Genomic DNA, 24,637 nt, shown 5'->3' on the forward strand with positions numbered 1-24,637 from the left:
AAGCGGCTCGGGTCCTCGACGAGTACTTCGCGGACCCGAGCCCGACGCCGCTCGCACTGGCCCGCCGCCTTAGGTCCGTTCCTGTGCCGTTCCGTCACGACGAACGTGTCGCCGAGGCGGTCCGGCGAGCGCCGGGGCCAAGGGCTCGGGAGGCGGGCAGATGGCTGGTCCGGCACGGAACCGATGCCGCTGCCGTGGCCGTCGGCCTGGCCGTGCTCGCCGAGTGCGCCACGTCGGACGACATCACCAGGATCCAGACCATCGGCCTGCTGTCCAACGGCTTCGGCCCTCTCGCGGTCCGGGCCCTCGACCGTCTGCCGGGCGGAGTCGACGCGTTGATCTGGCTCGCGGACCGCGTGACGGCCTGGGGCCGGGTCCATGCGGTGGACGCACTGTGCCGACATGTCGATGAGCACCCGGCCGTCCGGCCCTGGCTGCTGCGCCGAGCCCTCGACGGCGACTTCCTCAACAGCTACTTCGCCGACACCGTCGCGAGAGCGACGGCGCTGCACGAGGCCGTCGCGGAGTCCGGGGCCGATGCCGAAGTGGTGGACCAGACCGGGCGGATCCTCCACGTGATGACGTATTGCGAGGGAATGGGAACCCCACTCCGCCGCTATCCGCACGCGGTCGCCCTGATGGAAGCGCATGTCCGGCATCTACGGCGTCTGGGGCCGACGGCGGAGCGCTACTTCGCCGTGGCGACAGTCGCCCACTACGTCACCCAGGAGACCCCTCTCCAGTCCCATGAGGTCCCTGGAATCAAGGAGCGCTGGGACGAGGCCCGTGCGTCCTATCTCGCGCTCATCGACCGTCGGGAGTGGTGCGAAGTGGCCCGGAGCGGCCTCGCGCACGGGGACGAGCGGCTGACGTGGCTGGCGACCGACGTAGCGCCGAATCTCCGGCTGCGGGCCTTTTCGGAGACGTCGGCCGAGCCTGGATGACCTGGTGGAGCCGAGGGCCGGCTCCACCAGTGCCGTCCGAGTCCCACCGGCGCTTCAGGACCGGCGCAGCCGGCCCATGATCCTGGTGAACGTCGCCGGGTCGTCCTCGTAGCCCTGTACGCCGTCGTGGAGCGACCAGCCGTCGACCGGGTCGCGCACGAACTCCGCGACGGTGGCCGCCGTCGCGCCGAGCACCCCGCCGAAGTCGTCCTCGGCCAGTTCGGTGTAGCCCTCGCGGATCCGGAAGGCCGGATTGATCACGCTGACGAAGGTCCGCTCCGCGGGACGCTGCTGGATGACGACACCGACCACCACGCGCGCGTACCGGGCGTCCAGCCGGTCGAGTTCGATCGTCATGACCTCGTCCCAGCCGAAACCCTTGCCGTCCGTGCTGTCACGGTTGAGCGTGATGGTGCCGTCGGGGGAGCGGCTGTCGAAGTGCACCACGTAGGCGGGCTCGCCCCCCGGGTCGTCCGCCAGGTAGGTCCCGGCCACTATGTCCAGGTCGGTCGGCGGCTCACCCGCCGGACTCGGGTCCCACTTCAGAGCCATCTCGACCTTGCGGATCCCCTTGTTGAGGCCGTTCACCGGTCTGTCCCTCCCCGTCCCCGTCAGCTGTCGCGCCGAACTGGCCGCTCATCAGGGCCGGTTGTCCATCCTGCCACGCTCGCGTGGCGGCCCGCACGGATGCCGGGGCCCCCAAGAGTGACCGACGCCACGCCTGCTGGCCTTACCATGGCGCGGTGCTGGTCAAGTGGATTCGCTGCACCGTGGTGGACCGCCGCGGTTTCGAGCGGGGGCAGCGAAAGTGGGCGGGGCTTCTGGGGGAGCCGGGATTCCGGGGACAGGGCGGGGGCTGGAGCAGGGGACGACCCTCGGTCGCGCATGTCTTCGCGTTCTGGGAGAGCCGCGCCTTCTACGACTCCTTCATGGCGCGTTCCCACGACCGGCTCGCGACCGCCCAGGCGGGCACCTTCAAGGAGGCCCAGGCCCGGTTGTTCGACTACCGCTTCGACGTGAAGACGGGCTTCGAACCCCGCTTCACCGACTGCGACCTGGTTCGGGTCGCGCTGTGCCGGGTCCACGAGGAACGTGCCGAACACTTCACCCTGATGCAGGAGAAGGTGTGGAACCCGGCCATGGCCGGGTCGCCCGGCATGATCCGGGGCATGTTCGCCGAGGCGCCGGGACACGAGTTCCTGGTCCTGTCGATGTGGCGCTCTCAGGCCGAACACGGCAAGTACCGCGCCGAGCGGATAGAGCGGCTCGCGCTGCGCGCACAGACGGAAGCGGATGTTTCCGCCCTCACCGGCGACATCGTCGAACTGGAACCCACCTGGACGGTTTGAGATCCGGACCCTCTGATCGTGCCCTCCGAAGCGCCTCCTGGGTGCGGGTTTCGTGTGACCTACGCCGTATGGAGGCCGTACGAGTGCTCGATCGGCCGCCACCCGATCTAGTGTTTTCGCATGGCAAGACCACGGCGCATCGTCCTTGTCCGGCACGGGGAGTCAACGGGCAATGTTGATGACACCGTCTACGAGCGTGAACCCGACCACGCACTGCCCCTGACCGAGCGGGGCCGGCAACAAGCGGAGGAGACCGGCAAGCGGTTGCGGGAGGTGCTCGGCGACGAGCGGGTCAGCGTGTACGTCTCGCCCTACCGGCGCACGCACGAGACCCTCCGCGCGTTCCATCTCGACCCCGACCTCATACGCGTACGGGAGGAACCCCGGCTGCGCGAGCAGGACTGGGGGAACTGGCAGGACCGCGACGACGTCCGCCTCCAGAAGGCCTACCGTGACGCGTACGGGCACTTCTTCTACCGCTTCGCCCAGGGGGAGAGCGGGGCGGACGTGTACGACCGGGTCGGCGGCTTCCTGGAGAGCCTGTTCCGCAGTTTCGAGGCACCCGACCACCCGCCGAACGTGCTGATCGTGACGCACGGTCTGGCCATGCGACTCTTCTGCATGCGCTGGTTCCACTGGACGGTCGCCGAGTTCGAGTCCCTGTCGAATCCGGGGAACGCCGAGATGCGGATACTCGTTCTCGGGGACGACGGCAAGTACGCCCTCGACCGGCCGTTCGGCCGCTGGCGGCATCCGGAGCCGTACGGGATCACTGGAGAGTGGCAGAGCGATGACCGTTGACTCCTCCTCCGAGGGGCGCCTGGGACGCGCCCTGGGCGCCCTGCGCGGACTCGCGGTGGGGGACGCGCTGGGCTCGCAGTTCTTCGTGCCGGCGCACTACCCGCTGCTGAAGCACCGCGGACTGCCGCCCGGCCTCTGGCAGTGGACGGACGACACGGAAATGGCCTGTTCCGTCGTCGCCGTCCTGGCCACCCACCACCGCATCGACCAGGACGCCCTGGCCCACTCCTTCGCGGCGCACCACGACTTCGACCGCGGCTACGGCCCCGCCGTCAACCGGCTGCTGAGACTGGTCCGGGAGGGCGGCGACTGGCGTGAACTCGCCGCTGCCCTGTTCAACGGCCAGGGGTCCTGGGGCAACGGTGCGGCCATGCGGATCGCCCCCCTGGGCGCCTGGTACGCCGACGATCCAGAACAGGCGACCCATCAGGCGGAGATCTCCGCCTACCCCACGCACCAGCACCGGGAGGCCGTGGTCGGCGCCATGGCCGTCGCCGCGGCAGCCGCGCTGGCCGGTGCGCCGGGAGGTCCGCCCAGCGCGGACGCCCTCCTGGAAGGCGTCATCGGCCTCATCCCCAAGAGCGCGGTGACCGCGGGGCTGCGGCGGGCCCGGGACATGCTCGACTACGGCGATGCCGGCACCGTCGCGGCGGTCCTGGGCTGCGGACGGCGTACGACGGCCCATGACACCGTGCCGTTCGCGCTCTGGTCCGCGGCCCGCTCTCTCGGCGACTACGAGGAGGCCTTCTGGACCACCGCGCAGGTCGGTGGGGACGTGGACACGACCTGCGCCATCGTGGGCGGCGTCATCGCCTCCGGGAAGGCCGGGAGGCCTCCCGCCGCCTGGACGGAGCGGGTGGAGGCATTTCCGGCCTGGGTTCCCTCGTCCGCTTGAGCGGCGCCGCCTGGTCGTCCCACTGAGCGGTCGCTGCCCGCCCTTCCTGCCCACCCGATGTGAACAATCCGTGTTCGGCGGGAACTCTGCGTGACCGGCCGCGCGTTGTTCGGGCATCCGCTGTGCGATGTATGAGCACGGAGGCGGAGAGGGCACGAGCGGCTGTGGGGGGTGTGGGGTGGTCATGAGGTCGGTGGTGTGGATGGTCCTGCTGGTGTCCTCGGTCGCGGCCGGGTTGCTCGGCGGGCGGGTGCGCATCGGCTCGGGTGGGGCGGGTGGCCGGGCATACGGCCGCGGACGTACGTCCACGAGGTTCGTCGACGACAGTCCGAGGCCGGGGGCCCGTGATCGCTCTCCGTCAGCCGACCATGGGGCCCGCCGTGCCCGACAGGGCCTCCAGATCGCTCTTGCGGACCCGGATGACCAGCACGGAGATCACCACGGCGAGCAGGGCCATCGCGGCGGCCGGGATGAAGGCCGTCGAGATCCCATGGGCGAGGACCTCGTGTCCCCACGGGGCGGGCAACTGCTGGGTGGCCGCGAAGTCGGCCTTCTGTTCCGCCGACCCCTCGGCGAGGAACTTCGGTACCTGCTTCTCCGCCTCGGCGGTGCTGGCCGAGCCGAAGACGGTGGTCAGGAGGGCCAGTCCGATCGAGCCGCCCACCTGCTGCATGGCGTTGAGCAGGCCCGACGCGGCGCCCGCCTCGTGCTGGTTGACGCCGGACACCGCTGTGACCGTCGCCGTCACGAAGTTCAGGCCCATCCCGAAGGCGAACACGACCATCGGTCCGAGCACTCCGCCGACGTAGGAGCTGTCCGGAGTGATGAAGGTCTGCCAGACGAGCCCGACCACCACGAGCGAGGAGCCGCCGAGCATGAACGGCTTGGGGCCCAGAACCGGCAGGAACCGCTGCGACAGACCGGCGCCGAAGGCGATCGCGACCGTGACGGGAAGGAAGGCGAGACCCGCCTTGATCGGGCTGTATCCGAGCACGTTCTGCACGAACAGCACGATGTAGAAGAACATGCCGAACATGGCTGCGGCGAGGCTCAGCATGATCACGTAAGTGCCGGAGCGGTTGCGGTCGGCGAACATCCTCAGCGGAGTGATCGGCTCCTTGGCGCGCATCTCCGTGAACACGAAGGCGATCAGCAGCACCAGTGCGATCCCGAAGGCGGCGAGGGTCACTTCGTCCCGCCAGCCCTTCTCGGCGGCCCGGATGAAGCCGTAGACGAGGGACGCCATTCCCACCGTGGAGGTGAGGGCGCCCGCGATGTCGAAGCGCCCGGGGTGTCGTTCGGACTCTCCGATGTACAGCGGGGCGAGGACGGCGATGACGAGGCCGATGGGCACGTTGACGAACAGCACCCAGCGCCAGTCGAGCCACTCGGTGAGCATGCCGCCCGCGAGCAGACCGATGGCTCCGCCGCCCGCGGAGACCGCGGCGAAGACGCCGAAGGCCCGATTCCGTTCCGGGCCCTCGGGGAAGGTGGTGGTGATGAGCGCCAGCGAGGTCGGCGAGGCGATGGCACCTCCGACGCCCTGGAGGGCGCGTGCCGCCAGCAACTGCCAGGGTTCCTGGGCCAGCCCGCCCAGCAGCGAGGCGAAGGTGAACAGCAGGATGCCGGCCATGAACACCCGGCGCCGGCCGAGGATGTCGCCGGCGCGGGCACCGAGCAGGAGCAGACCCCCGAAGGTCAGGGTGTAGGCGCTGACCACCCAGGTGAGGTCCGTGGTGCTGAATGCGAGCGCGTCTTGAATGTGCGGGAGGGCGATGTTCACAATCGTCGCGTCGAGTACCACCATGAGTTGGCACGCCGCGATGACGGTGAGCGCGATGCCGGGATGCCCTTCACGGCGGGGCGCGCCCGGTTTCTGGTTCTGGATCAACGGAGAGGTCGTCACTATGGGTCCCCACAAGTGCCTTAGTGAACGGTGGCGTTCACTGCCGCGTCAACGGTAGTGAGTCCTCCGTAGTGAACGCAAGCGTTCACTACGGCGCCTTGCCTCGATGTGTCCGTCGCCGCGACCCACGGCGCCCCGTCGCTCCCCGCGCCCGACCCCCCGCTCACCCTGCTCGCTGGAGACATACAGATGGTTACTTCGCGCTGGACGGCCGCTCCCGCTCAGGCGGCCTCCTCCCGTCGGCGCGGCGTCGTACTCGAACGCGCGATCCTCGACGCCGCCCTGGATCAACTGGGCACGGTGGGGTGGAACGGCCTCACGATGGAAGGGGTTGCGGCCGGAGCCCAGACCGGCAAAGCGGCCGTATATCGTCGCTGGCCGTCCAAGGAGGACCTCGTCGCCGACGCCCTGCGCGCCGGACTGCCACGACTGGACACGGTGCCCGATCTCGGGAACGTGCGTGAGGACCTGATGGTCCTCACGCGCAAGGCGCGTGACGCCATGTACTCCCGTCCCGGCTTCGCGCTGCGTTCGATCATTCACGAGTGCGATCCGAACCAGGCGGAGCGTTTCCATACCCTGATCGTCGAGGGGGTCGTCGAGCCGACCGTTCAGCTTCTGCGTGAGGTCATCAGCCGGGGAATCGAACGAGGTGAGGTGCGGTCGGACGCGATGAACGGCTATGTCCTGGACGCGATCCCGGCCATGATGATGTACCGCTCCAAAATGTGCGGCAGCGAATGGAGTGATCGCGAGATCGAAGAGCTGATGGACCAGCTCGTGCTTCCGCTGCTGCGTCCGGTCGCGGACTGAGCGGGGTGCCGACGCGTCCCCGGTGATCGTGCGGGCGGTGCCGGGGGCCGGGGTGTCGCGACGGGATCCGGGCGGCGTAGGCTAAGGCCGCCATGGCGTACGAACCACCCACTCACACCGTCGAGCGCTCCCTCCGTGCCACGACCGGAGCCAAGGTCATCGCGGGCGTGGACGAAGTGGGCCGTGGTGCGTGGGCCGGCCCCGTCACCGTCTGTGCGGCGATCACCGGACTGCGCCGGCCTCCCGTGGGCCTCACCGACTCCAAGCTCCTCTCCGTCAAGCGCCGCAACCAGCTTGCCGTGGAACTGGAGACGTGGGTGACCTCGTACGCACTGGGGCACGCCTCCCCGGAGGAGATCGACGACATGGGGATGACCGCCGCCCTGAGGCTCGCCGCCGTGCGTGCTCTGGACGCCCTGCCGGTGCGTCCCGAGGCGGTGATCCTCGACGGGAAGCACGACTTCCTCGGCGACCCCTGGAGGGTCCGCACGGTGATCAAGGGCGATCAGTCGTGCGTGGCGGTCGCCGCGGCCTCGGTGCTCGCCAAGGTGCAGCGCGACAAAATGATGGCCGAACTGGGTACCGACCATGCAGACTTCGGTTTTGCGGACAACGCCGGGTATCCGTCCCCCGTGCACAAGGCCGCACTGGAGGAGCGGGGACCCACCCCGTACCACCGGTTGTCATGGGCGTATCTTGATGCGCTGCCCCAGTGGCGGCACCTCAAGAAGGCCCGCAGCTGGGCGAACGGACGTGCTCCGGAGATCGAGGGCCAGCTCGGCTTCGACTTCTGACCGTTCCGTTCGCACTGATGTGCCACCCGCTGGCGCGAGTCGCACCAACGTTTGATAGATATCAGCCCATGCCTCTCATTCCCGAGGAGCCTCAGATTCACGAGAGTGCCCAGGGTCCCCGCGCCACTCCGGCCAGTGGCCGCACAGCGCCGACCCCTCGACCCGTACCCGGTCCCCGTCCCGCGGCTCCGTCGCGTCCCGGTCGGCCTGGTCCTGTCCGGCCCACGCCGCCCGTGCAGCGCACGCCGCGCGATGTGGCCGCCACGCCTGGACCTTCGGCCCCGGCCGCCTCTGCTGCTTCCGCTACCGTGTCCGCTTCGGCGACTCCCCAGATCCAGCTGATCCCGGCCTCGGCCGAGGGCGCGCTGGACGCCGCCGAGGAGGCCGTCGACCTGCTTCTCGAGTCGGGCCGCGCCCCGGGTGAGGTGCTGGTGCTCACCACCGGCGAACTGCACCCGTGGGCGGCCCACGAACTGTCCTTCGGTGAAGCGTCCTACTGGGCGCAGCACGACACGGGGGACGACGTCTTCTACGCCGACGCTGCCGCGCTGGAACGGGCGGCGGTGCGTCCCGTAGTCGTCGTGGCGGTCAACGGCGGCCCCGGTAGCGCTGTCGCCACCGCACTGCCCTTGGCCCACGCACGGGCCGGTGCCCTGTTGATCGTCTGCGGTGACCCGCAGGAGATCAACTCGGTGCTGGGCGCAGGCACCTGAGCCGACTTCCGGTCGTCCCGGAGAGAGTGCAGATGCGGGAGGCGCCGCCCTCGCGGCCTTTCCGCAGTGGGTCGTCGCAAGCGCGAACCTGAGGAATTCCGGGTGCGCCGCCTCGGCGTGCGTCCGGGCGGGCTCTGGCGTCAGGGGGGAACGGGCGTGCGACTGTGCGCTGCCGTGCCGCGCGGACACCGTCACGAGCGGTGCCAGGTATCCCGTCCTCGGTGTCCACCGTCATGCGGCGCGACGCGGCGCCGTGTGCACGGTCACGGTCCTCCGGGACCCCTGTCCGATGAAGGCGGATCGTTCCTGCCGACTCGGCCGGGGGAGTCGGCCGCTCTCAGCGGGCGGCCGCGCGGCGCAGCACCTCCGAGGCTGCGCCGCCGGTCCGCGGCAGCGGCGGCGGCGCCTCGGACAATGCGAACGGCTCCGGCTCCGAATCGGCGTGGGGACGGCGGCCCCCGCGGCCCTCGCCGAGGACCTGCCAGCCGTCCCGGGTCAGTGTGATGTACGCCCCGCAGCGCAGCCCGTGCAGCGTGCAGGCGTCACGCAGACCCCACATCCAGGCGCCGTCCTCCTCCGTCCAACCCCCGTCGCCCTCACGGCAGTAGAGCAGCACGGCGGTGCGCACCGGGGTACGGCGTCGCAGATCGTGCGGGATGACGCGGCGCAACTGGGCGAGCAGCGCGTTGCGGAACATCCAGCCGTCGGCCTGTGCCTGGCGTCGCGTGAACGAGGCGCTGGCCAGCAACCGTTCGTCCGGGTCGAGCACGGCCACGATCGCGGTGGCGGGCTTCGGCCGATGACGTGCGTGCAGGCCGCTGACGACCTCCCGCGGGCTGCGCAGCAGCGGAATGCCGGCCGAAGCCCACTCCGCGGGTTCGAGCAAGCGGTTGGCGGAAGCGGCGGACGTCGACAACGATGCCGAGGACGGAGCGAATCCGAGGGTCACGAGCCTCCCTTCGGCTACGGCCCACACCTGCGGGCGGTCGGATTCGGGGGCGGGCACACCGCAGCAGAGCCCTACCGGACCACGGGCGAGCCGTGCGGGGAGCGGAACTCAATTCTTCCTGTCGAACTTGGATGCGGCAACGAGCAATTGGGGCCGGCGACCCTTATGTGGCGGAGAGTGTCTTATATCCTTACCCCATGAGCGCAGGGTGACGCGCGCGCCGGCCCTGCACTCCACGTTCACCTGCTGGAGACGCGGCGTTTCCCGACCGGCGCGCAGGTGGCACCGCCTCTCGTTCCGGCCGTACGCCCGTGGCCGCGCTCGCTCACTCAGGGTGAGGTGGCCGATTGTCAGTGCCATCGGGTTGCATGGGGGCATGGACAACCTGGAGCTCCGCACCGAAGCAGACGCCATCCTCGCCGAACTGGTGGGTGCGCCGGGGGCGCGGCTGCGGGAGGACCAGTGGCAGGCGGTGGCGGCCCTGGTCGAGGAGCGCCGACGGGCCTTGGTGGTGCAGCGCACCGGCTGGGGAAAGTCGGCGGTGTACTTCGTCGCCACAGCTCTGTTGCGCCGGCGCGGTTCCGGGCCGACGGTGATCGTCTCGCCGCTCCTTGCCCTGATGCGCAACCAGGTCGAGGCGGCGGAGCGGGCCGGCATCCAGGCACGCACCATCAACTCGGCCAACCCGGAGGAGTGGGAGACGATCTACAAGGAGGTCGAGCGCGGCGAGACCGACGTCCTCCTCGTCAGTCCGGAACGCCTCAACTCCGTGGATTTCCGTGACCAGGTGCTTCCCAAGCTGGCGGCCACGACCGGCCTGCTGGTGGTCGACGAGGCGCACTGCATCTCCGACTGGGGCCACGACTTCCGCCCCGACTACCGCCGGCTGCGGGCCATGCTCGGCGACCTGGCCCCCGGCGTGCCGGTCCTGGCCACCACCGCGACGGCCAACGCGCGCGTCACCGCGGACGTGGCCGAGCAACTGGGCACCGGCGCCGGCGAGGCCCTGGTGCTGCGCGGCTCGCTGGAGAGGGAAAGCCTCCGGCTCGGCGTCGTCCGGCTGCCGGACGCCGCCCACCGCCTGGCCTGGCTCGCCGAGCACCTGGAGGAGCTGCCGGGCTCGGGGATCATCTACGCGCTGACGGTCGCCGCGGCCGAGGAGGCCACCGCCTTCCTGCGGCAGCGCGGCTTCACCGTGGACTCGTACACGGGCCGCACGGAGAACGCCGACCGGCTCCAGGCAGAGGTCGATCTCCAGCAGAACAGGGTCAAGGCGCTCGTGGCGACCTCCGCGCTGGGCATGGGGTTCGACAAGCCGGACCTGGGATTCGTCGTCCACCTCGGCTCGCCGTCGTCGCCGATCGCCTACTACCAGCAGGTGGGCCGTGCGGGCCGAGGGGTGGAGCACGCCGAGGTGCTGTTGCTCCCCGGCAAGGAGGACGAAGCCATCTGGCGTTACTTCGCCGATACGGCCTTCCCGCCCGAGACGCAGGTCCGCCAGACCCTCGCGGCTCTCGCCGACGCGGGACGGCCGCTGTCCGTGCCGGCCCTGGAGGCGCTGGTGGACCTTCGTCGCACCCGGCTGGAGACGATGCTGAAGGTCCTTGACGTGGACGGGGCGGTCAAGCGCGTGAAGGGTGGCTGGGAGAGCACCGGGCGGCCCTGGACGTACGACACCGAGCGGTACGCCTGGGTGGCCCGGCAGCGGGCCACCGAGCAGCAGGCCATGCGCGACTACGTGAGTACGACCGAGTGCCGGATGGAGTTCCTGCGCCGGCAGCTGGACGACGAGGGCGCGGTCCGGTGCGGCCGATGCGACAACTGCGCCGGCGCCTGGATCGACTCCTCGGTCTCGGCCGAGGCCCTCACCGGGGCGACGAAGGAGCTGGACCGTCCCGGGGTGGAGGTCGAGCCGCGCCGGATGTGGCCGACGGGCATGCCCGCCCTGGGCATCGACCTCAAGGGACGTATCCCCGCCCGCGAGCAGTGCTCCACCGGCCGCGCCCTGGGCCGCCTCTCGGACATCGGCTGGGGCAACCGGCTGCGCCCCCTGCTGGCCGAGAACGCGCCGGACGGCCCCGTCCCCGACGACGTCCTGAAGGCCGCGGTGTCCGTCCTCGCCGACTGGGCGCGCTCCCCGGGCGGCTGGGCACCGAACGTGCCGGACGCCTCGCCCCGGCCCGTGGGCGTCGTCGCCGTCCCGTCCCTGGCCCGCCCGCAGCTGGTCGGCTCCCTCGCCCAGGGCGTCGCGACCATCGGCCGCCTCCCCTTCCTGGGCGCCCTGACGTACACCGGGCAGGGCGGCGCCCACGCGGTACGCCGCAGCAACTCCGCCCAGCGGCTCAGGGCGCTCTCGGCCGCCTTCACCGTCTCCGAGGAGCTGGCCGACGCCCTGGCGGCCTCTCCGGGTCCTGTGCTGCTCGTCGACGACTACACCGACTCCGGCTGGACGCTCGCGGTCGCGGCCCGGCTCCTTCGCCGGGCAGGCAGTGAGGGGGTGCTTCCGCTCGTCCTTGCCGGGGCGGGGTGAGCTTTCCGTTCGGGGGGCGGCAGGTGCGGGGAGGCGACCGACTCGTTGCTTGTACTGGTCTCAGGGGGTTCCGGCCCGCGCCCGATGCCGCTGAAGCGGACGCTGCTTCGAGCGGCGACGCCGAGCTGTCGAGCTGCCGATTCACCGTCCCGGCCGGGCAGCCACGCCTCGTCGTCGGTGGCGTGGGCCCCGACGCGCTGGAGGAGTCCGCGCAGCGCTTCGGCCTCCTCCGCGGTGAGATCACCGAGCAGCTCCGCCTCCACCCGCTCCAACGGCCCGTCGATCCGGGTCAGCAGATAGCGGGCGGGGTCGGTGATCTCCAGCCGGCGTGACCGGTCGTCGGCGCCTGAACGTCGGCGCACATGCCCCCCCCCGCGACCAGCTCGTTGACCAACTGGTGCACCGGCTGACGGGCGATGCCGAGCTGGCGGGCCAGCTCCGCCATGGCCAGCTCGGGTTCGGCCGAGAGCTGCGCGAGGAGGCCGTACTGACGCACGGTCAGGTCGTGGCCGTACAGCCGCTCGTCGACCCGGCGTGTGACCACCGTGCTCGCCACGGCCAGGAGATACGGGACGTGTGTCCTCAAGACGGATTCACCTCGACAAGACGGATTCACCTCGACCCGGCGGAGATCTTCGTCTCCCGGCGGTACGCCGCGCGTGGGGACGTGGAATGTCGCGCGCCCGGTACCCGACCTCCGAGCAGGATGCGGGCGGCTGTCTGAGCGCCGGCGCCGTGCTCGACGTCTGCGGCGCTCTCGCCAACTGCTGAGCTGAAGGGGATTCAGGCGGCCACCGGCCGCGTGCGATCACGCCGTGCCGTCCCGGCCGCGGACGTCCGGGGCCGGGACGGCGGGCGTCCCTTCAGCTCGTGGAAGCCAGGGTGCCGGCCACCAGCAGCGTCGCATCCCACAGCCGTCCCGCCGCCTCGCCCCTCGGCACCCGCGAGACGACCGGTCCAAGAAGGCCACCGGAGGGCGGTCCGGAGCCGTCGGGGCCCCGGTGGCGACCACCGGGGTGCCGGTACGTGGACCGAGCAGCCTGACGGCCTCGGCGTGCGAGGCACGCAACTCCTCGTCGTACGCGGTGGAGGCACCGGCTGCCGCAAGGGTGTCCGGCAGCCCCGCGTCGGCCAGGGCGTCCGCCGGATCGCTTCTGGATCATGGGGTCCCCCCTACGGGTGGTGGCGGAGGGGACGCGGAAGTCAGGGCCTCTGCGGGGCGGCCTGCTCGACCCGCACAGCCTGATGGAGCATCAGATCACCTCTGCCCGTTGACTTTTCAGGAGCTTAGAAGCGTAAATGACGTCTTTGTCGGGCTTCCTGACGGTCCCGATTCCGGGGCGAGTCCGACCGGTGGTGACGTGTCCCTGATCGGAGTTATCCACAGGCTCAACCGGAATCTCGCAGTCCGCGAGATCGTCTGCACATGACGAATCACAGCGAAACGACTGGTTCCTTCGAAAACGGCGACATCACCGGACGGGCGGGACGTACCGGCCCCGGGTCGTGCGACGGCCAGGCCGCGTACGGCGGTGAGGCCGCGTACGAACACGCCGCCGTCTACGACCGGGAGACCGCGTACGAAGGCCACATCCCTTACGACGGACGCCCCGCGTACGACGGAGACCCCGGCTACGACGAAGGACCCGCACATCAGGTCACCCTGCGCACCCCGGCCGAGCTGGCCGACGCCCTGCCCTACCTGCTCGGGTACCGTCCCGAGGACAGCATCGTGCTCGTCGCCCTCCACGACCGGGGCGGCAGGGGCAGGTTCGGCGGCCGAGCCCGCCTCGGTATCCCCGCCAACCCGGACGACTGGCCCGCGGTGGCCCGGCAGCTGGCACAGGGCCTCGTGACCGGCAGCGAACGCAGGGGAGACCGCCCCGCACAGATCGTCGCGTACCTCTGCCAGGATCCGGCGAAGGGCGAGACGGGCGGTCAGGTGAGGCAGCGCCTCCAGCCGCTCGCGCACAGGCTCCGTGTCGAATGCGGCCGGCTCGACATCCCGGTGATCGAGGCGCTGTGCATCTCGGACGGCCGCTTCTGGTCATACTGCTGCTCGGGCGCGGACTGCTGCCCGGTCGAAGGAGCGCCGATGGGCCTGCCAGGCACATCCGTGCTGGCCGCGGCCGCCACGTATGCCGGGATCCAGGTGCGCGGCACGCTTCGGGAGCTGAGGGCCCGCCTGCTTCCGCTGGAAACGGGCGTCGCCGTGGAACAGGAAGTGGCCCTCGACACCGCGGGCATGGCCCTTGTTCCGAAGATGCTCCGCGACGTGAGCCGCGCGGCCGTCGCGGAGGAGACCATCGCACTGGCCGCGCGCATCATCCGCCGGTTCTCCGAAGCACCCACGGTGACCGGCGCCCTCCTCGGCGACCGCGGGGACGACGAGCTTCTGGCCCCCGAAGAAGCCGCGGCCCTCATCCTCGGCCTCCAGGACCGTGTGACCCGCGATCGCGCGGCCGAGTGGATGGAGGGCGAGGAGGCGGCACCCGCCCTGCGCCTCTGGCGAGCGCTGGCCCGCCGCTGCGTCGGCCCCTACGGCGAGCACGCGGCGGCCCCGCTCACCCTCGCCGGCTGGGTTGCCTGGTCCACCGGTGACGAACTGGAGGCCCGCGAGGCCCTCGCCATGGCCCTGGGAGCGGACCCGAGCTACCTCTTCGCCCGTCTCCTGCACCAGGCCTGCAACCAGGGTCTCGACCCGGAGTCGGTCCGTCGTTGCCTGCGCGCCGAACGCGAGGTCCGCGGGGAGGAGGAGACGGGAGAAGGGGCCGACCATCCGGCTGGAGCTGGAGCTGGAGCTGGAGCTGGAGCTGGAGCTGGAGCTGGAGCTGGAGCTGGAGCTGGAGCTGGAGCGGAAGCGGGAGCCGGAGCTGCGGCCCAAGTCGGGGCCGAGAGTCACGAAAGCGGCGCCGACGAAACCAGCGGTCGGGGCGAAGCCGAGCGTGCTGCGGCATCTGATGCCGACGGTTCGACCGGTTGCGCTTCGGAATCGGCGCAGGCCTCTTCACCGGCTGTCGGCCGACGGCGGCGCCGTGCGCGTTCCGCCGGCTCGACGCGCCCCACCGCGCCAGGGTGGGGCGAGACGCGCTCGCGCACCCGCGCCTCCGACAAGGCCTCGGCACAGCGGCGGAGCCGCCGTGCCGACGACCACGAGATCAACGGGCAGAAGTGATCCGGTACCGGATCGGCGCAGCACTGCGGGGGATGCTCGGTCGGTTGTCCTGCTGGACCGGCCGGGCGACCGCCCGCACCCGGCACGCCAGGAGTGCGCCCGACCAATCGCCCCACCGCCATCCGGTGGGCCGCCGCGACCAAGGGCGTGACCTGGTGGAGCCCGGCTCCGTTCACCTGAGTGGCGGACAGCCCGCACGGGCCGTGCCGCCGTGCCCTGCCGAAGCCCGCCGTCGACCCTGCCCGAGGCGTTCAGAGAGCAGAAGAAGTCACCTCATGCATCAGCCGACTCCGCCCTCAGCCACCGACGAACGCCCAGGCCTCCCACCGCGAGGCCCGGCAGCCCAGTTCCCGCCGGAGTCCCCGCGAGGCGCGGTGCCACCGGCCCAGGAGGCGATCCTGCGTCGCCCCACCGAACTGCCCCCCGTCCACACGGCGCTGATCTGCGTCGCCCTGCCGGGTCTCGCCGTCTCCACCGCAGAGGGGCAGCTCACCGGGCGTGGACTGGAGGGGTACTACCGGGCGGGCCGGCGCGTCCTGTCCCGCTGCCAGGTGCGCATCGCCGGACGCGAACCGCTCGTGGTCCAGGCGCGGATGCAGTCGGCCGACCGGGCCCGTTTCGTCGGAACCCTGCGTGCCACACCGCATGGGGGACCGGACCCGGACGTCCTCGTCGAGCGGACCCGTTCCGCGGACGGCGTCGAGCGCATCACGCTGCACAGCGCCGCCATGCGCCCGCTGCGCCTGCCGGTGGAGGTCGCCCTCGGCACGGACCTGGCGGACCTGGGCGCCATCGCGGCCGGCACCGTCCGACCCGAGCTGCCCGCCAGCGTCCACGATTCCGGCCTGCGCTGGTCCAGCCCCGCAGGGAACGCCTGCGTCACGGCCGACCCGCCGCCCGCCGACGCGCTCGCCTCCGCCGGACTTCTGCGCTGGGAGTTCGACGTGCCTCCGGGCAGCAGCGTGACCGTGGAGCTGAGAGTCCGCCTGGAGGGGGCGGGACCGGTGCGGACGCTGGGACGTGCCGCGACAAGTCCCCTGGCCGCCGCCCACGCGACCGGCGACGACCCTCGGGTCCGTCAGTTCCTGCGCACCAGCATCGAGGACCTGGAGGCCCTCCTCGTACACGACCCCGCGCACCCCATGGACACCCACCTCGCCGCAGGAGCCCCCTGGCGCTGCGGACCGGCCCCCGCCGAGGCGCTGGCCGCGGCCCGCATGACGCTGCCCCTCGGCACGCGGCTCGCCGCCGGAACACTGCGCACCCTCGCCCGCACCCAAGTCCGAGGCAAGGGGCCGCGGACGGGCATGATCCCGGGCCCACGGCGTGACGCGGGTGCACACCTGCCTCCGGGCTGCACGGGGACGGAGGCGACCCTGCTCTTCCCCGTGCTCCTGGCGGAGGCCCGCCGCTGGGGACTGCCCGAACGGGAGACGGAGGAACTGCTGCCGACGGCCGAGCGTTGCCTGACCTGGTTACGGGACGCCGTGGGGGAGGGCGATTACCTCTGCGATCCCCAGCCCTGCGGGCCCGTCCGGTGCGAGACGCAGGCCCAGGCGCACCGTGCGGCACTGCTCGGCGCCGACCTGCTCGACGCCCTGGGCAGACCGGGCGGGCAGGGGCTCCGGGAATGGGCGCGGGCGCTGCGCACCGCGTTCCGGAAGGACTTCTGGATCGACGATCCGGGCGGGGGTCGGCCCGCCGCCGCCCGGACCCCGGACGGTCGCCCGGTGCCGCACCTGGGAGCGAGCACCGTCCACCTCCTGGACACGGGCCTGCTGGGCGGCGGAGCGTACGCCCCGGGCCTCCTCGACAAGGTGCAGACCGAACAGCTCGCCCGGCTCCTCGGCAGCCCGGTCATGGACTCGGGCTGGGGGCTGCGCGGACTCGGTGCGAAAGAGGTGGGTCACAACCCCTTCGGCCACCGCGGCGGCGCCGTACGGGTCCACGAGACGGCGATCGGCGTCTCGGGGCTGGCGGCGGCGGGGTACGAGAAGGAGGCGGGGTCCCTGCTGCGAGGCGTTCTGGCCGCGGCCGAGACCTTCGGCCACAGGCTCCCCGAGATGTACGGCGGGGAGCAGCGGACCGAGGGGAGTGCTCCGCTGCCGCACCCCGCCGCCTGCCGCCCCGCCGCCACCGCGGCCGCCGCCGGGGTCCTGCTCCTGACCACTCCGGCAGGCATCCGGCCCGATGCTCCTGCCGGGACCGTGACCCTGCGCCCCCTGCGCAGCGCACCCCTCGGCGAACTCGGAATGACGGGACTGCGGATCTCCGGTGCCGCCTTCTCCGTACGGGTCAGCCGACTCGGTCTGGCCCTGGTCGAGGAAGCGGCCGAAGGACTGCAATTGGGCACCTGACCTGGCACGACAGAGGACTGGCCGACAGCCTGAACGAGTCCTGACGAACGCCCGGACCGCGGTGGATCAGCCGACGAAGCGGCCGACGGAGGGAGTGTTTATCGTCAGGAAGACGACTATGATCGCCGCATGCCCTACGACCCGTCAGCATTTCCGCCCTTCGCCGTCACCGTGGACCTGGTCGTGCTGACCGTGCGTCGCCATGCCCTGTGTGCGTTGGCAGTGCGCAGGGGCGAGCCGCCGTTCCAGGGGCGGTGGGCGCTCCCGGGCGGCTTCGTGCGGGACGACGAGGACCTCTCCCAGGCCGCGGCCCGCGAACTGGCCGAGGAGACCGGACTGCGCGCCCACGGCCCAGCCGCCCCGGACCAGGACAACGGCGCTCACCTGGAACAGCTCGCCACCTACGGTGATCCCAAGCGGGACCCCAGGATGCGGGTGGTCAGCGTCGCCCACCTCGCCCTCGCCCCCGACCTGCCCGCGCCACGCGCGGGCGGCGACGCCAGCAACGCGCGCTGGGCGTCGGTCGAGGAGCTGCTGCAACAGGGTGGTCACGGCCGTGACGGCGAACCGGTGGCGCCCCTCGCCTTCGATCACGCGCAGATCCTCGCGGACGGGGTGGAGCGGGCCCGTTCCAAGATCGAGTACTCGTCGCTGGCGACCGCGTTCTGCCCCACCGAGTTCACCGTCGGCGAGCTGCGCCGCGTCTACGAAGCGGTGTGGGGCGTGGCGCTGGACCCGCGCAACTTCCATCGCAAGGTGACGGGCACCCCAGGGTTCCTGGTCCCCACGGGCGGCACCACCACCCGTCAGGGCGGCCGTCCCGCACAGCTCTTCCACGCCGGCGGCGCGACCCTGCTCAACCCCCCGATGCTGCGGCCCGAGGTCTGATCCCGGCGCACACACCAAGAAGTGAGTGACGCGGCCTCGACCGCCTCGGGCCGCCGACCATGCCATCGCTGTCGCTGTCGCTGTCGCCGCGCGAGGCCCACGTGTCCGTGTCGATCGCCTTGCCGGTCAGGGCGGTTGCCCCCTTGAGCCGATCACCGCCCTGCCGCCAGCCGCGCTATACCTCAAAACGGGACATAGCGCGCTATCTTGCTACGGGTGATCCAGGCCTTCGGACTGACCAGCAATCCCCGCAAGGGCCTCCCGCTCGCGCTCGACGACGTTTCCTTCGAGGCGCGCGCGGGACACGTGACCGTGCTGCTCGGAGCAGCCGGCGCGGGTAAGACCACGGCGTTGCGGCTCATGCTCGAACTTCAACAGGGCCGAGGCCTCACCTACTTCAGAGGCCGCCCCCTGCACCGCATCGCCCACCCGTCACGCGAGGTCGGTGTCCTCCTGGGCGACGTGCCGGGACATCCCGTCCGCTCCGTCCGAGGTCATCTGCGCATGCTGTGCGCGGCCGCCGGTGTTCCGGGCCGACGAGCCGACGAAGTCCTCGAAGCGGTAGGCTTGGTCAGCCTGCGCGACGAACGCATCGGCACGCTCTCCCGCGGCATGGACCGTCGACTCGGCCTCGCCTGCGCCCTCCTCGCGGACCCGCACACCCTGGTGCTCGACAATCCGGCCGACGGGCTCTCCGAGCGCGAAAGCCGGTGGCTGCACGGCCTGCTGCGCGCGCACGCGGCCCAGGGCGGGACCGTCCTCTCGACCACCGCCGACCCCAAGGAGGCCGCCCGCACCGCGGACCGGGTCGTCACCCTGGACCAGGGCAGGCTCGTCGCCGACCAGGAGGCCGCCGACTTCGCCCGCACCCGGCTGCGCCCCCGGGTCGCCGTCCGCAGCCCGCATGCCGTGCGCCTGGCTGCCCTGCTCACCAAGGAGGCCCGTACCGCTCGGCGCTCCGTCGAGGTCGTGCAGGAGGGCGGCAACCGCCTCTCCGTGTACGGCAGTAGCTGTGCCGACATCGGAGAAGCCGCGTTCCGGCACCGCATCCTCGTCCACCAACTCGCCGACGAGGTCGGCGACATGGGGCCCGGAGCCGACGACCGGCCCACGGACGGGGAGCCCGCCGGGCAGGAAACCGGCGACTTGGGCGGCGAGCCAGACCGCGCCGACGCCCGTGGCCCCCGCGATTCAGCTGATCCCAGTGACTGGCGTGACCGGCGTGGTGCCGGTGACTTCCGGGACCTCCCGGCGTCCGACGACGTCTCCGGCGCCGAGTTTCCCGCCGCAGCAGCCGACGGCACCTCCCCGGATGACCTGAACGCAGCCTCCCCTCCCACCGGAACCCGCCCCCCGTCGCCCTCCGCCGATCCAGAACGCACCGCCGCCGAGACGACAGCTTCCGTCGGGGAGCCGACCGCGCCCGCAGCCGTCGGGGCAGGACCCACCGCTGCCGACGCGACGCAGCCCGTCGGTCAGTCGGCCCCGCCCGGAGTTGCCACCGACGACTCCGCGGCCGGCACCGCTCAACCCACCCGCACCTCGGCCAAGGGCCCTTCCCGCGTCCTTGAAGGCGCCCTGCCGGCCCTGCCACCGCCCATCGCAGTCCGTTCCGCCCCCAGCCCGCTCCGCCCTCTCCGCTACGAACTGCGCCGCGCCTGCGGCGTCAGCACCGGCTTCCTCACCGGCGCCGCCGTCCTTCTCGTCTCGGCCCTCACCACCCTCCTCCTGGCCCGTATCGGGCACACCTCGCAAGCGCGACTGCTGGCCGCCTGGCCCGTGCAACTGCCGCTGCCCCCGGCCGCGCTCGGCGCGGGCCTGCTCGGCGCGCTCGCCTTCGGGGACGAGTTCCGCCACCCCGCCCTGGCGGCCGATCGCGGGAGCGTGCCCCGCAGACTGGGTCTGCTCACCGCCAAGCTCATCGTCTCCGCCCTCACCGCGCTGACGCTGGCCTTCCTCACGGTGGGCTGCAATGCCGAAGTGCTCTATCTCGTCCACGGACGGGAGCTCGCGCAGGTTCCCGCCGACTGGCTGCAACTGAGTGGGAGTTGGCTCGCACTCACGGTCGGCTGCGCCTGGGCCGGTGTCCTTGCCGCGGGTGTCTTCCGGTCCACCACGGCCGGGCTCGCGGCGGTCGTCGCCGTACCGGTGGCCGTCGTACCGCTCGTACAGAAGGCCGTGGAGAGCGCGTCCGTGCGGGCCGCCGCCGGGATGTCGGTGCGGCTGCGGGAAGTGCTGCTCTCGCAGTGGCCCTTCGGGGGCGACCGCTATGTCGCAGCCGCATTGCGGCTGGTCACTCAACCTGTGGGCGGGGCCCTGGCGTTGTCGCTGAGCGGCTTGCTGTGCGCGTATTTGCTCACAACCCTGCGCAGCCGGGTCCGGTGACGACCGTCCATGCCCATCTGGGACCGGCTTGTGTGCAACTCCCCGAGTAAAGTCCATTTCTTTCCGATAAGGCGTCAATTGCGACGGGGTGAGCGATCACCCTTTCGTGTGCTTTTCACCAAAGACCTCAAGGGAGTTGGAAGGGGCGCCGACAAAAGATCCGTGAGTACCCTTGCGCACACCATGATGACCGCCGCCCGCTCCACCGACTCCGGTCTGGCCGGCCCGGGCGAACTCGACCGCTACCCCTTCGCGGAGGGCCCCGCCGCCGACCGCGTCGGCACCTCTGTCTGGGAGGGTGCGGAACCCGAGCTGGGCCGTGTCGGCCGGCGTGGCGCGGGCAGCCGCGGACGCGGGCTGCACGGCCAACTCGTCCAGCAGCTCGGCCAGATGATCGTTTCCGGCGATCTGGGTGCCGACCGCCCGCTCGTGCCCGAGGAGATCGGCCAGCGCTTCGAGGTCTCCCGCACCGTCGTCCGTGAGTCGCTCCGGGTCCTGGAGGCCAAGGGACTCGTCAGCGCCCGGCCGAACGTCGGCACGCGCGTGCGTCCCGTGAGTGACTGGAACCTCCTCGACCCGGACATCATCGAGTGGCGTGCCTTCGGCCCGCAGCGCGACAGCCAGCGGCGCGAGCTGAGCGAGCTGCGCTGGACCATCGAGCCGCTCGCCGCCCGTCTCGCTGCCGGGCACGGGCGCGAGGACGTCCAGCAACGCCTGTCGGACATGGTCGAGATCATGGGACACGCCATGGGTCAGGGCGACGCACTCACCTACTCCCGGGCCGACGCCGAGTTCCACTCGCTGCTCATCCAGATCGCGGGCAACCGCATGCTGGAGCACCTCTCCGGCATCGTGTCCTCCGCCCTTCAGGTCTCCGGCGGTCCGGTCACGGGCTGTGACCGGCCGACCGAGGCGTCCCTGGGCCACCACGGCAGGATCGCCGACGCCCTCGCGGCGGGCGACGGCGCCGGTGCCGAAGCGGCCATGCGCCAGCTGCTCACCGTCCACCCCGAGGTGGAGCGGGTCGTCCCGGCGCCCCGCGAGCACTGACCTCAGATCACGGGCGGGGCCGCCGGGGATGCCTTCCCCTCCCGCGTCGTCCCCCGCCATCCCCGCCCCCCGTCGGACCCCGCAGGACCCGCCACGGGCCTGCGGGGTCCGACCGCGCGTCCAGGCCGATTGGACCGCAACGGTGTGGGTAGACACTGCGGGTGACCCTATCTGCCCTTGTCTGATCGTTTTTGAGCGCTTACGCGGTGTGACTCGGGCCACGAAGATTGGGCGTAACGCTCATGGAAGCAACGCGATGACCTAAGAGGTGACAGCCGCGGAGGGAATACGGACGCCGTTCAAGGCGCTGTGCAACTTCCCCGGCCCCCGCCCGCACCGTCGGCCCATCCCCAAGGCCGGTGGTCGGCTCCTGTCCGTAGTGGACGGGGCCGGAAGCCGTTTTCCAACGTTCCGAGAGGTTGTTCGTGTCGGCCAGCACATCCCGTACGCTCCCGCCTGAGATCGCCGAGTCCGTCTCTGTCATGGCGCTCATTGAGCGGGGAAAGGCTGAGGGGCAGATCGCCGGCGACGATGTGCGTCGGGCCTTCGAAGCTGACCAGATTCCGGCCACTCAGTGGAAGAACGTACTGCGCAGCCTCAACCAGATCCTCGAGGAAGAGGGTGTGACGCTGATGGTCAGTGCCGCAGAGCCCAAGCGCACCCGAAAGAGCGTCGCAGCGAAGAGTCCGGCCAAGCGCACCGCCACCAAGACGGTCGCGGCGAAGACGGTGACCACCAGGAAGGCCACCGCCACTTCCCCTGCCGCTCCGGCCGCCCCCGCTGTGGACGACCCCACAGACGAAGCCGCCACCGAGAAGAAGGCGGCAGCCAAGAAGACGGCCGCCAAGAAGGCGACCGCGAAGAAGGCCGCCCCCGCCAAGAAGACGGCAGCGAAGAAGACCGCCGGCAAGAAGGACGACGCCGAGCTGGTCGAGGACGAGGCCGCCGAGGAGACGACCCCCAAGACGGGCGACGAGCCCGAGGGCACGGAGAACGCCGGATTCGTCCTCTCCGACGAGGATGAGGACGACGCGCCCGCCCAGCAGGTCGCCGCCGCCGGTGCCACCGCCGACCCGGTCAAGGACTACCTCAAGCAGATCGGCAAGGTCCCTCTGCTCAACGCCGAGCAGGAGGTTGAGCTCGCCAAGCGCATCGAGGCCGGCCTGTTCGCCGAGGACAAGCTGGCCAACGCCGACAAGCTCGCACCCAAGCTCAAGCGCGAGCTGGAGATCATCGCCGAGGACGGCCGCCGGGCCAAGAACCACCTCCTGGAGGCCAACCTCCGTCTGGTGGTCTCTCTGGCCAAGCGTTACACCGGCCGCGGCATGCTCTTCCTGGACCTCATCCAGGAGGGCAACCTCGGTCTGATCCGCGCGGTCGAGAAGTTCGACTACACCAAGGGCTACAAGTTCTCCACGTACGCCACCTGGTGGATCCGTCAGGCGATCACCCGCGCCATGGCCGACCAGGCCCGCACCATCCGCATCCCGGTGCACATGGTCGAGGTCATCAACAAGCTCGCGCGCGTGCAGCGCCAGATGCTCCAGGACCTGGGCCGCGAGCCCACCCCGGAGGAGCTGGCCAAGGAACTCGACATGACCCCGGAGAAGGTCATCGAGGTCCAGAAGTACGGCCGCGAGCCCATCTCGCTGCACACCCCGCTGGGCGAGGACGGCGACAGCGAGTTCGGTGACCTCATCGAGGACTCCGAGGCCGTCGTCCCGGCCGACGCGGTCAGCTTCACGCTCCTCCAGGAGCAGCTGCACTCCGTCCTCGACACCCTGTCCGAGCGCGAGGCCGGCGTGGTCTCCATGCGCTTCGGTCTCACCGACGGTCAGCCGAAGACCCTCGACGAGATCGGCAAGGTGTACGGCGTCACGCGCGAGCGCATCCGCCAGATCGAGTCCAAGACGATGTCGAAGCTGCGTCACCCGTCGCGTTCGCAGGTGCTGCGCGACTACCTCGACTGAGTCGACTCCGTACGACAGCGAAAGGCCCGGCCCCCCTCGGGGGCCGGGCCTTCGGCTTGGCCCGCGGGTGCGCGGCGCCGTGGGCTGGATCACTCTGGGTGTCCAACGATCACTCCTGAGTGAGGAGCGTGCATGCGTCGTCGCTTTGTCCGGGTGCTGACTAGTCCGTTGGTCCTGCTGACCGCGGCCATGGCCATACCGCTGGTGTCCGCCGCTCCGGCGGCTTCCGACGGTGTCGTGGTGGGTGGCTTCCCGGTCGATGTGTCGGACAGCCCTTGGACCGTCGCCCTGTCGAGCCGTGACCGGTTCGGAGGTATGCGGTCGGGACAGTTCTGCGGGGGAGTGGCCGTCGGCCCGACCACGGTGCTCACCGCGGCCCACTGCATGGGCGAGGAAGTCCTGGGGGTCTCTCCGGACCGGGCGCACGATCTGACGGTCGTCGCGGGTCGTACGGACCTCTCCTCGGACGCGGGTCAGGAGATCGCCGTGAGGGAGATCTGGGTGAACCCGGCCTACGACAGTTACAGCAACTCGGGCGACTTCGCCGTACTCAAGCTGGCCGAGTCACTCCCACAGGCGTCGGTCATCACCATGACCGGCGCCGGTGATCCGGCGTATGCCCCGGGCACCGAGGCCATGGTCTACGGCTGGGGAGACACGACGGGGGGCGGCGCCTACGCCCATGGGCTGCGGGCCGCCCGTGTGCATGTACTGCGGGACAGCGTCTGTGAGAACGCGTACCCAGGGCCGGCCGACGGTTCGTACCGGGCGAAGACGATGGTGTGCGCTGGGGAGACCCAGGGGGGCCGCGACTCCTGTCAGGGGGACAGTGGTGGGCCGCTGGTCGCCCAGGGCCGACTGATCGGCCTTGTGTCCTGGGGGGACGGGTGCGGGCGGGCAGGCAGCCCCGGCGTCTACACGCGGGTGTCCGACATCGTCAGAACGCTGCGCTGGGAGGCCGCGCTGCCGGGCGGCGCACGGGCGTCACGCGGCGGCTGAGCCGGTTTTCGAACGAGTGCGGGCGGGCGCCCCCCGGGCGCCCGGGGGGGCGCCCCCCACCACCCCGGGGCCGGGGGGGGGCGGCGTTTTAAGCCGAAAGTGAGCGCGGATGTTAAGTT

The 24,637-nt window shown here is 71.2% G+C and carries 21 protein-coding genes and 1 pseudogene; 15 read left to right on the forward strand and 7 right to left on the reverse strand.

Annotated elements, in window-relative coordinates; genetic code table 11:
• The first annotated feature begins 194 nt into the window (after positions 1–194).
• A complete protein-coding gene (locus ACFWJX_RS25190) occupies positions 195–944 on the forward strand; it encodes a hypothetical protein (RefSeq protein WP_383247275.1) in 750 nt (249 codons plus the stop codon).
• 54 nt (positions 945–998) lie between these two features.
• Here the strand turns inward: ACFWJX_RS25190 and ACFWJX_RS25195 are convergent, their stop codons facing one another.
• On the reverse strand, positions 999–1,532 hold the full coding sequence (locus ACFWJX_RS25195; RefSeq protein WP_383247278.1) for a TerD family protein: 534 nt from the start codon (positions 1,530–1,532) through the stop codon (positions 999–1,001).
• A 155-nt stretch (positions 1,533–1,687) separates the two neighbouring features.
• Between ACFWJX_RS25195 and ACFWJX_RS25200 the strand changes: the two genes are divergently transcribed.
• The 3 genes from ACFWJX_RS25200 (at position 1,688) to ACFWJX_RS25210 (ending at position 3,989) form a co-directional block, all read left to right on the forward strand.
• Positions 1,688–2,293, forward strand: coding sequence for a YdbC family protein (locus ACFWJX_RS25200; protein WP_383247279.1), 606 nt, complete (start codon positions 1,688–1,690; stop codon positions 2,291–2,293).
• 120 nt (positions 2,294–2,413) lie between these two features.
• Positions 2,414–3,094 carry a histidine phosphatase family protein gene (locus ACFWJX_RS25205; RefSeq protein ID WP_383247281.1) on the forward strand — a complete coding sequence of 227 codons (681 nt, stop codon included), beginning with the start codon at positions 2,414–2,416 and terminating at the stop codon, positions 3,092–3,094.
• On the forward strand, positions 3,084–3,989 hold the full coding sequence (locus ACFWJX_RS25210) for an ADP-ribosylglycohydrolase family protein (protein WP_383247285.1): 906 nt from the start codon (positions 3,084–3,086) through the stop codon (positions 3,987–3,989). The genes ACFWJX_RS25205 and ACFWJX_RS25210 overlap by 11 nt, the downstream gene beginning before the upstream one ends.
• 358 nt (positions 3,990–4,347) lie before the next feature.
• On the opposite strand, the gene ACFWJX_RS25215 is transcribed toward ACFWJX_RS25210, so the two are convergent.
• Positions 4,348–5,895 (reverse strand): MFS transporter, encoded by a 1,548-nt coding sequence (locus ACFWJX_RS25215; RefSeq protein ID WP_383247288.1) that lies wholly within the window; start codon positions 5,893–5,895, stop codon positions 4,348–4,350.
• A gap of 189 nt (positions 5,896–6,084) precedes the next feature.
• Here ACFWJX_RS25215 and ACFWJX_RS25220 point away from each other — a divergent pair, with 189 nt between their 5' ends.
• The 3 genes from ACFWJX_RS25220 (at position 6,085) to ACFWJX_RS25230 (ending at position 8,215) form a co-directional block, all read left to right on the forward strand.
• Positions 6,085–6,708, forward strand: coding sequence for a TetR/AcrR family transcriptional regulator (locus tag ACFWJX_RS25220; protein WP_383247725.1), 624 nt, complete (start codon positions 6,085–6,087; stop codon positions 6,706–6,708).
• 92 nt (positions 6,709–6,800) lie between these two features.
• Positions 6,801–7,502, forward strand: coding sequence for a ribonuclease HII (locus tag ACFWJX_RS25225; protein ID WP_383247291.1), 702 nt, complete (start codon positions 6,801–6,803; stop codon positions 7,500–7,502).
• A gap of 68 nt (positions 7,503–7,570) precedes the next feature.
• The gene (locus ACFWJX_RS25230; RefSeq protein WP_383247293.1) at positions 7,571–8,215 is read left to right on the forward strand and encodes a hypothetical protein; all 645 of its coding nucleotides are present in this window, start codon (positions 7,571–7,573) and stop codon (positions 8,213–8,215) included.
• A gap of 337 nt (positions 8,216–8,552) precedes the next feature.
• On the opposite strand, the gene ACFWJX_RS25235 is transcribed toward ACFWJX_RS25230, so the two are convergent.
• On the reverse strand, positions 8,553–9,164 hold the full coding sequence (locus tag ACFWJX_RS25235; RefSeq protein WP_383247296.1) for a hypothetical protein: 612 nt from the start codon (positions 9,162–9,164) through the stop codon (positions 8,553–8,555).
• A gap of 376 nt (positions 9,165–9,540) precedes the next feature.
• Here ACFWJX_RS25235 and ACFWJX_RS25240 point away from each other — a divergent pair, with 376 nt between their 5' ends.
• Positions 9,541–11,694 (forward strand): RecQ family ATP-dependent DNA helicase, encoded by a 2,154-nt coding sequence (locus tag ACFWJX_RS25240; protein WP_383247299.1) that lies wholly within the window; start codon positions 9,541–9,543, stop codon positions 11,692–11,694.
• On the opposite strand, the gene ACFWJX_RS25245 is transcribed toward ACFWJX_RS25240, so the two are convergent.
• The 4 genes and pseudogenes from ACFWJX_RS25245 to ACFWJX_RS25260 form a co-directional block, all read right to left on the reverse strand.
• Positions 11,595–12,056 (reverse strand): hypothetical protein, encoded by a 462-nt coding sequence (locus ACFWJX_RS25245; protein ID WP_383247302.1) that lies wholly within the window; start codon positions 12,054–12,056, stop codon positions 11,595–11,597. The genes ACFWJX_RS25240 and ACFWJX_RS25245 overlap by 100 nt on opposite strands.
• Complete coding sequence (locus ACFWJX_RS25250) at positions 11,984–12,280, reverse strand: MarR family winged helix-turn-helix transcriptional regulator (RefSeq protein ID WP_383247305.1); 297 nt, start codon at positions 12,278–12,280, stop codon at positions 11,984–11,986. The genes ACFWJX_RS25245 and ACFWJX_RS25250 overlap by 73 nt, the downstream gene beginning before the upstream one ends.
• A gap of 277 nt (positions 12,281–12,557) precedes the next feature.
• On the reverse strand, positions 12,558–12,635 hold the full coding sequence (locus tag ACFWJX_RS25255) for a hypothetical protein (protein WP_383247728.1): 78 nt from the start codon (positions 12,633–12,635) through the stop codon (positions 12,558–12,560).
• A 116-nt stretch (positions 12,636–12,751) separates the two neighbouring features.
• Positions 12,752–12,829, reverse strand: a pseudogene (locus ACFWJX_RS25260) (disulfide bond formation protein DsbA); the annotation flags it as partial.
• Between the two features lie 291 nt (positions 12,830–13,120).
• Between ACFWJX_RS25260 and ACFWJX_RS25265 the strand changes: the two are divergent.
• The 7 genes from ACFWJX_RS25265 to ACFWJX_RS25295 all read left to right on the forward strand — a co-directional run bounded on the left by ACFWJX_RS25265 (position 13,121) and on the right by ACFWJX_RS25295 (position 24,518).
• Entirely contained in the window at positions 13,121–14,869 is a 1,749-nt protein-coding gene (locus ACFWJX_RS25265) for a DUF4192 domain-containing protein (protein ID WP_383247308.1), read from the forward strand.
• A 275-nt stretch (positions 14,870–15,144) separates the two neighbouring features.
• Positions 15,145–17,226 (forward strand): glycogen debranching N-terminal domain-containing protein, encoded by a 2,082-nt coding sequence (locus tag ACFWJX_RS25270; RefSeq protein WP_383247311.1) that lies wholly within the window; start codon positions 15,145–15,147, stop codon positions 17,224–17,226.
• Between the two features lie 129 nt (positions 17,227–17,355).
• Entirely contained in the window at positions 17,356–18,114 is a 759-nt protein-coding gene (locus ACFWJX_RS25275) for an NUDIX domain-containing protein (RefSeq protein ID WP_383247314.1), read from the forward strand.
• A gap of 216 nt (positions 18,115–18,330) precedes the next feature.
• The gene (locus ACFWJX_RS25280; RefSeq protein WP_383247317.1) at positions 18,331–20,499 is read left to right on the forward strand and encodes an ATP-binding cassette domain-containing protein; all 2,169 of its coding nucleotides are present in this window, start codon (positions 18,331–18,333) and stop codon (positions 20,497–20,499) included.
• Between the two features lie 162 nt (positions 20,500–20,661).
• Positions 20,662–21,549 carry a FadR/GntR family transcriptional regulator gene (locus ACFWJX_RS25285; protein ID WP_383247320.1) on the forward strand — a complete coding sequence of 296 codons (888 nt, stop codon included), beginning with the start codon at positions 20,662–20,664 and terminating at the stop codon, positions 21,547–21,549.
• A 425-nt stretch (positions 21,550–21,974) separates the two neighbouring features.
• Positions 21,975–23,519: an RNA polymerase sigma factor gene (locus ACFWJX_RS25290; RefSeq protein ID WP_073492784.1), complete on the forward strand. Its 1,545-nt coding sequence runs from the start codon at positions 21,975–21,977 to the stop codon at positions 23,517–23,519.
• 132 nt (positions 23,520–23,651) lie between these two features.
• A complete protein-coding gene (locus ACFWJX_RS25295) occupies positions 23,652–24,518 on the forward strand; it encodes a S1 family peptidase (protein WP_383247324.1) in 867 nt (288 codons plus the stop codon).
• Positions 24,519–24,637 lie beyond the last annotated feature (119 nt).

It is taken from the genome of Streptomyces sp. NPDC058335, assembly GCF_042723915.1.
Classification (GTDB): Bacteria; Actinomycetota; Actinomycetes; order Streptomycetales; family Streptomycetaceae; genus Streptomyces.

What these genes read in the sequence shown, in the direction of transcription:
- ACFWJX_RS25205 (WP_383247281.1), top strand. Translation starts at nt 2,414, where the DNA reads ATGGCAAGACCACGGCGCATCGTCCTTGTCCGGCACGGGGAGTCAACG.
- ACFWJX_RS25210 (WP_383247285.1), top strand. Translation starts at nt 3,084, where the DNA reads ATGACCGTTGACTCCTCCTCCGAGGGGCGCCTGGGACGCGCCCTGGGC.
- ACFWJX_RS25220 (WP_383247725.1), top strand. Translation starts at nt 6,085, where the DNA reads ATGGTTACTTCGCGCTGGACGGCCGCTCCCGCTCAGGCGGCCTCCTCC.
- ACFWJX_RS25225 (WP_383247291.1), top strand. Translation starts at nt 6,801, where the DNA reads ATGGCGTACGAACCACCCACTCACACCGTCGAGCGCTCCCTCCGTGCC.
- ACFWJX_RS25230 (WP_383247293.1), top strand. Translation starts at nt 7,571, where the DNA reads ATGCCTCTCATTCCCGAGGAGCCTCAGATTCACGAGAGTGCCCAGGGT.
- ACFWJX_RS25240 (WP_383247299.1), top strand. Translation starts at nt 9,541, where the DNA reads ATGGACAACCTGGAGCTCCGCACCGAAGCAGACGCCATCCTCGCCGAA.
- ACFWJX_RS25265 (WP_383247308.1), top strand. Translation starts at nt 13,121, where the DNA reads ATGACGAATCACAGCGAAACGACTGGTTCCTTCGAAAACGGCGACATC.
- ACFWJX_RS25270 (WP_383247311.1), top strand. Translation starts at nt 15,145, where the DNA reads ATGCATCAGCCGACTCCGCCCTCAGCCACCGACGAACGCCCAGGCCTC.
- ACFWJX_RS25275 (WP_383247314.1), top strand. Translation starts at nt 17,356, where the DNA reads ATGCCCTACGACCCGTCAGCATTTCCGCCCTTCGCCGTCACCGTGGAC.
- ACFWJX_RS25295 (WP_383247324.1), top strand. Translation starts at nt 23,652, where the DNA reads ATGCGTCGTCGCTTTGTCCGGGTGCTGACTAGTCCGTTGGTCCTGCTG.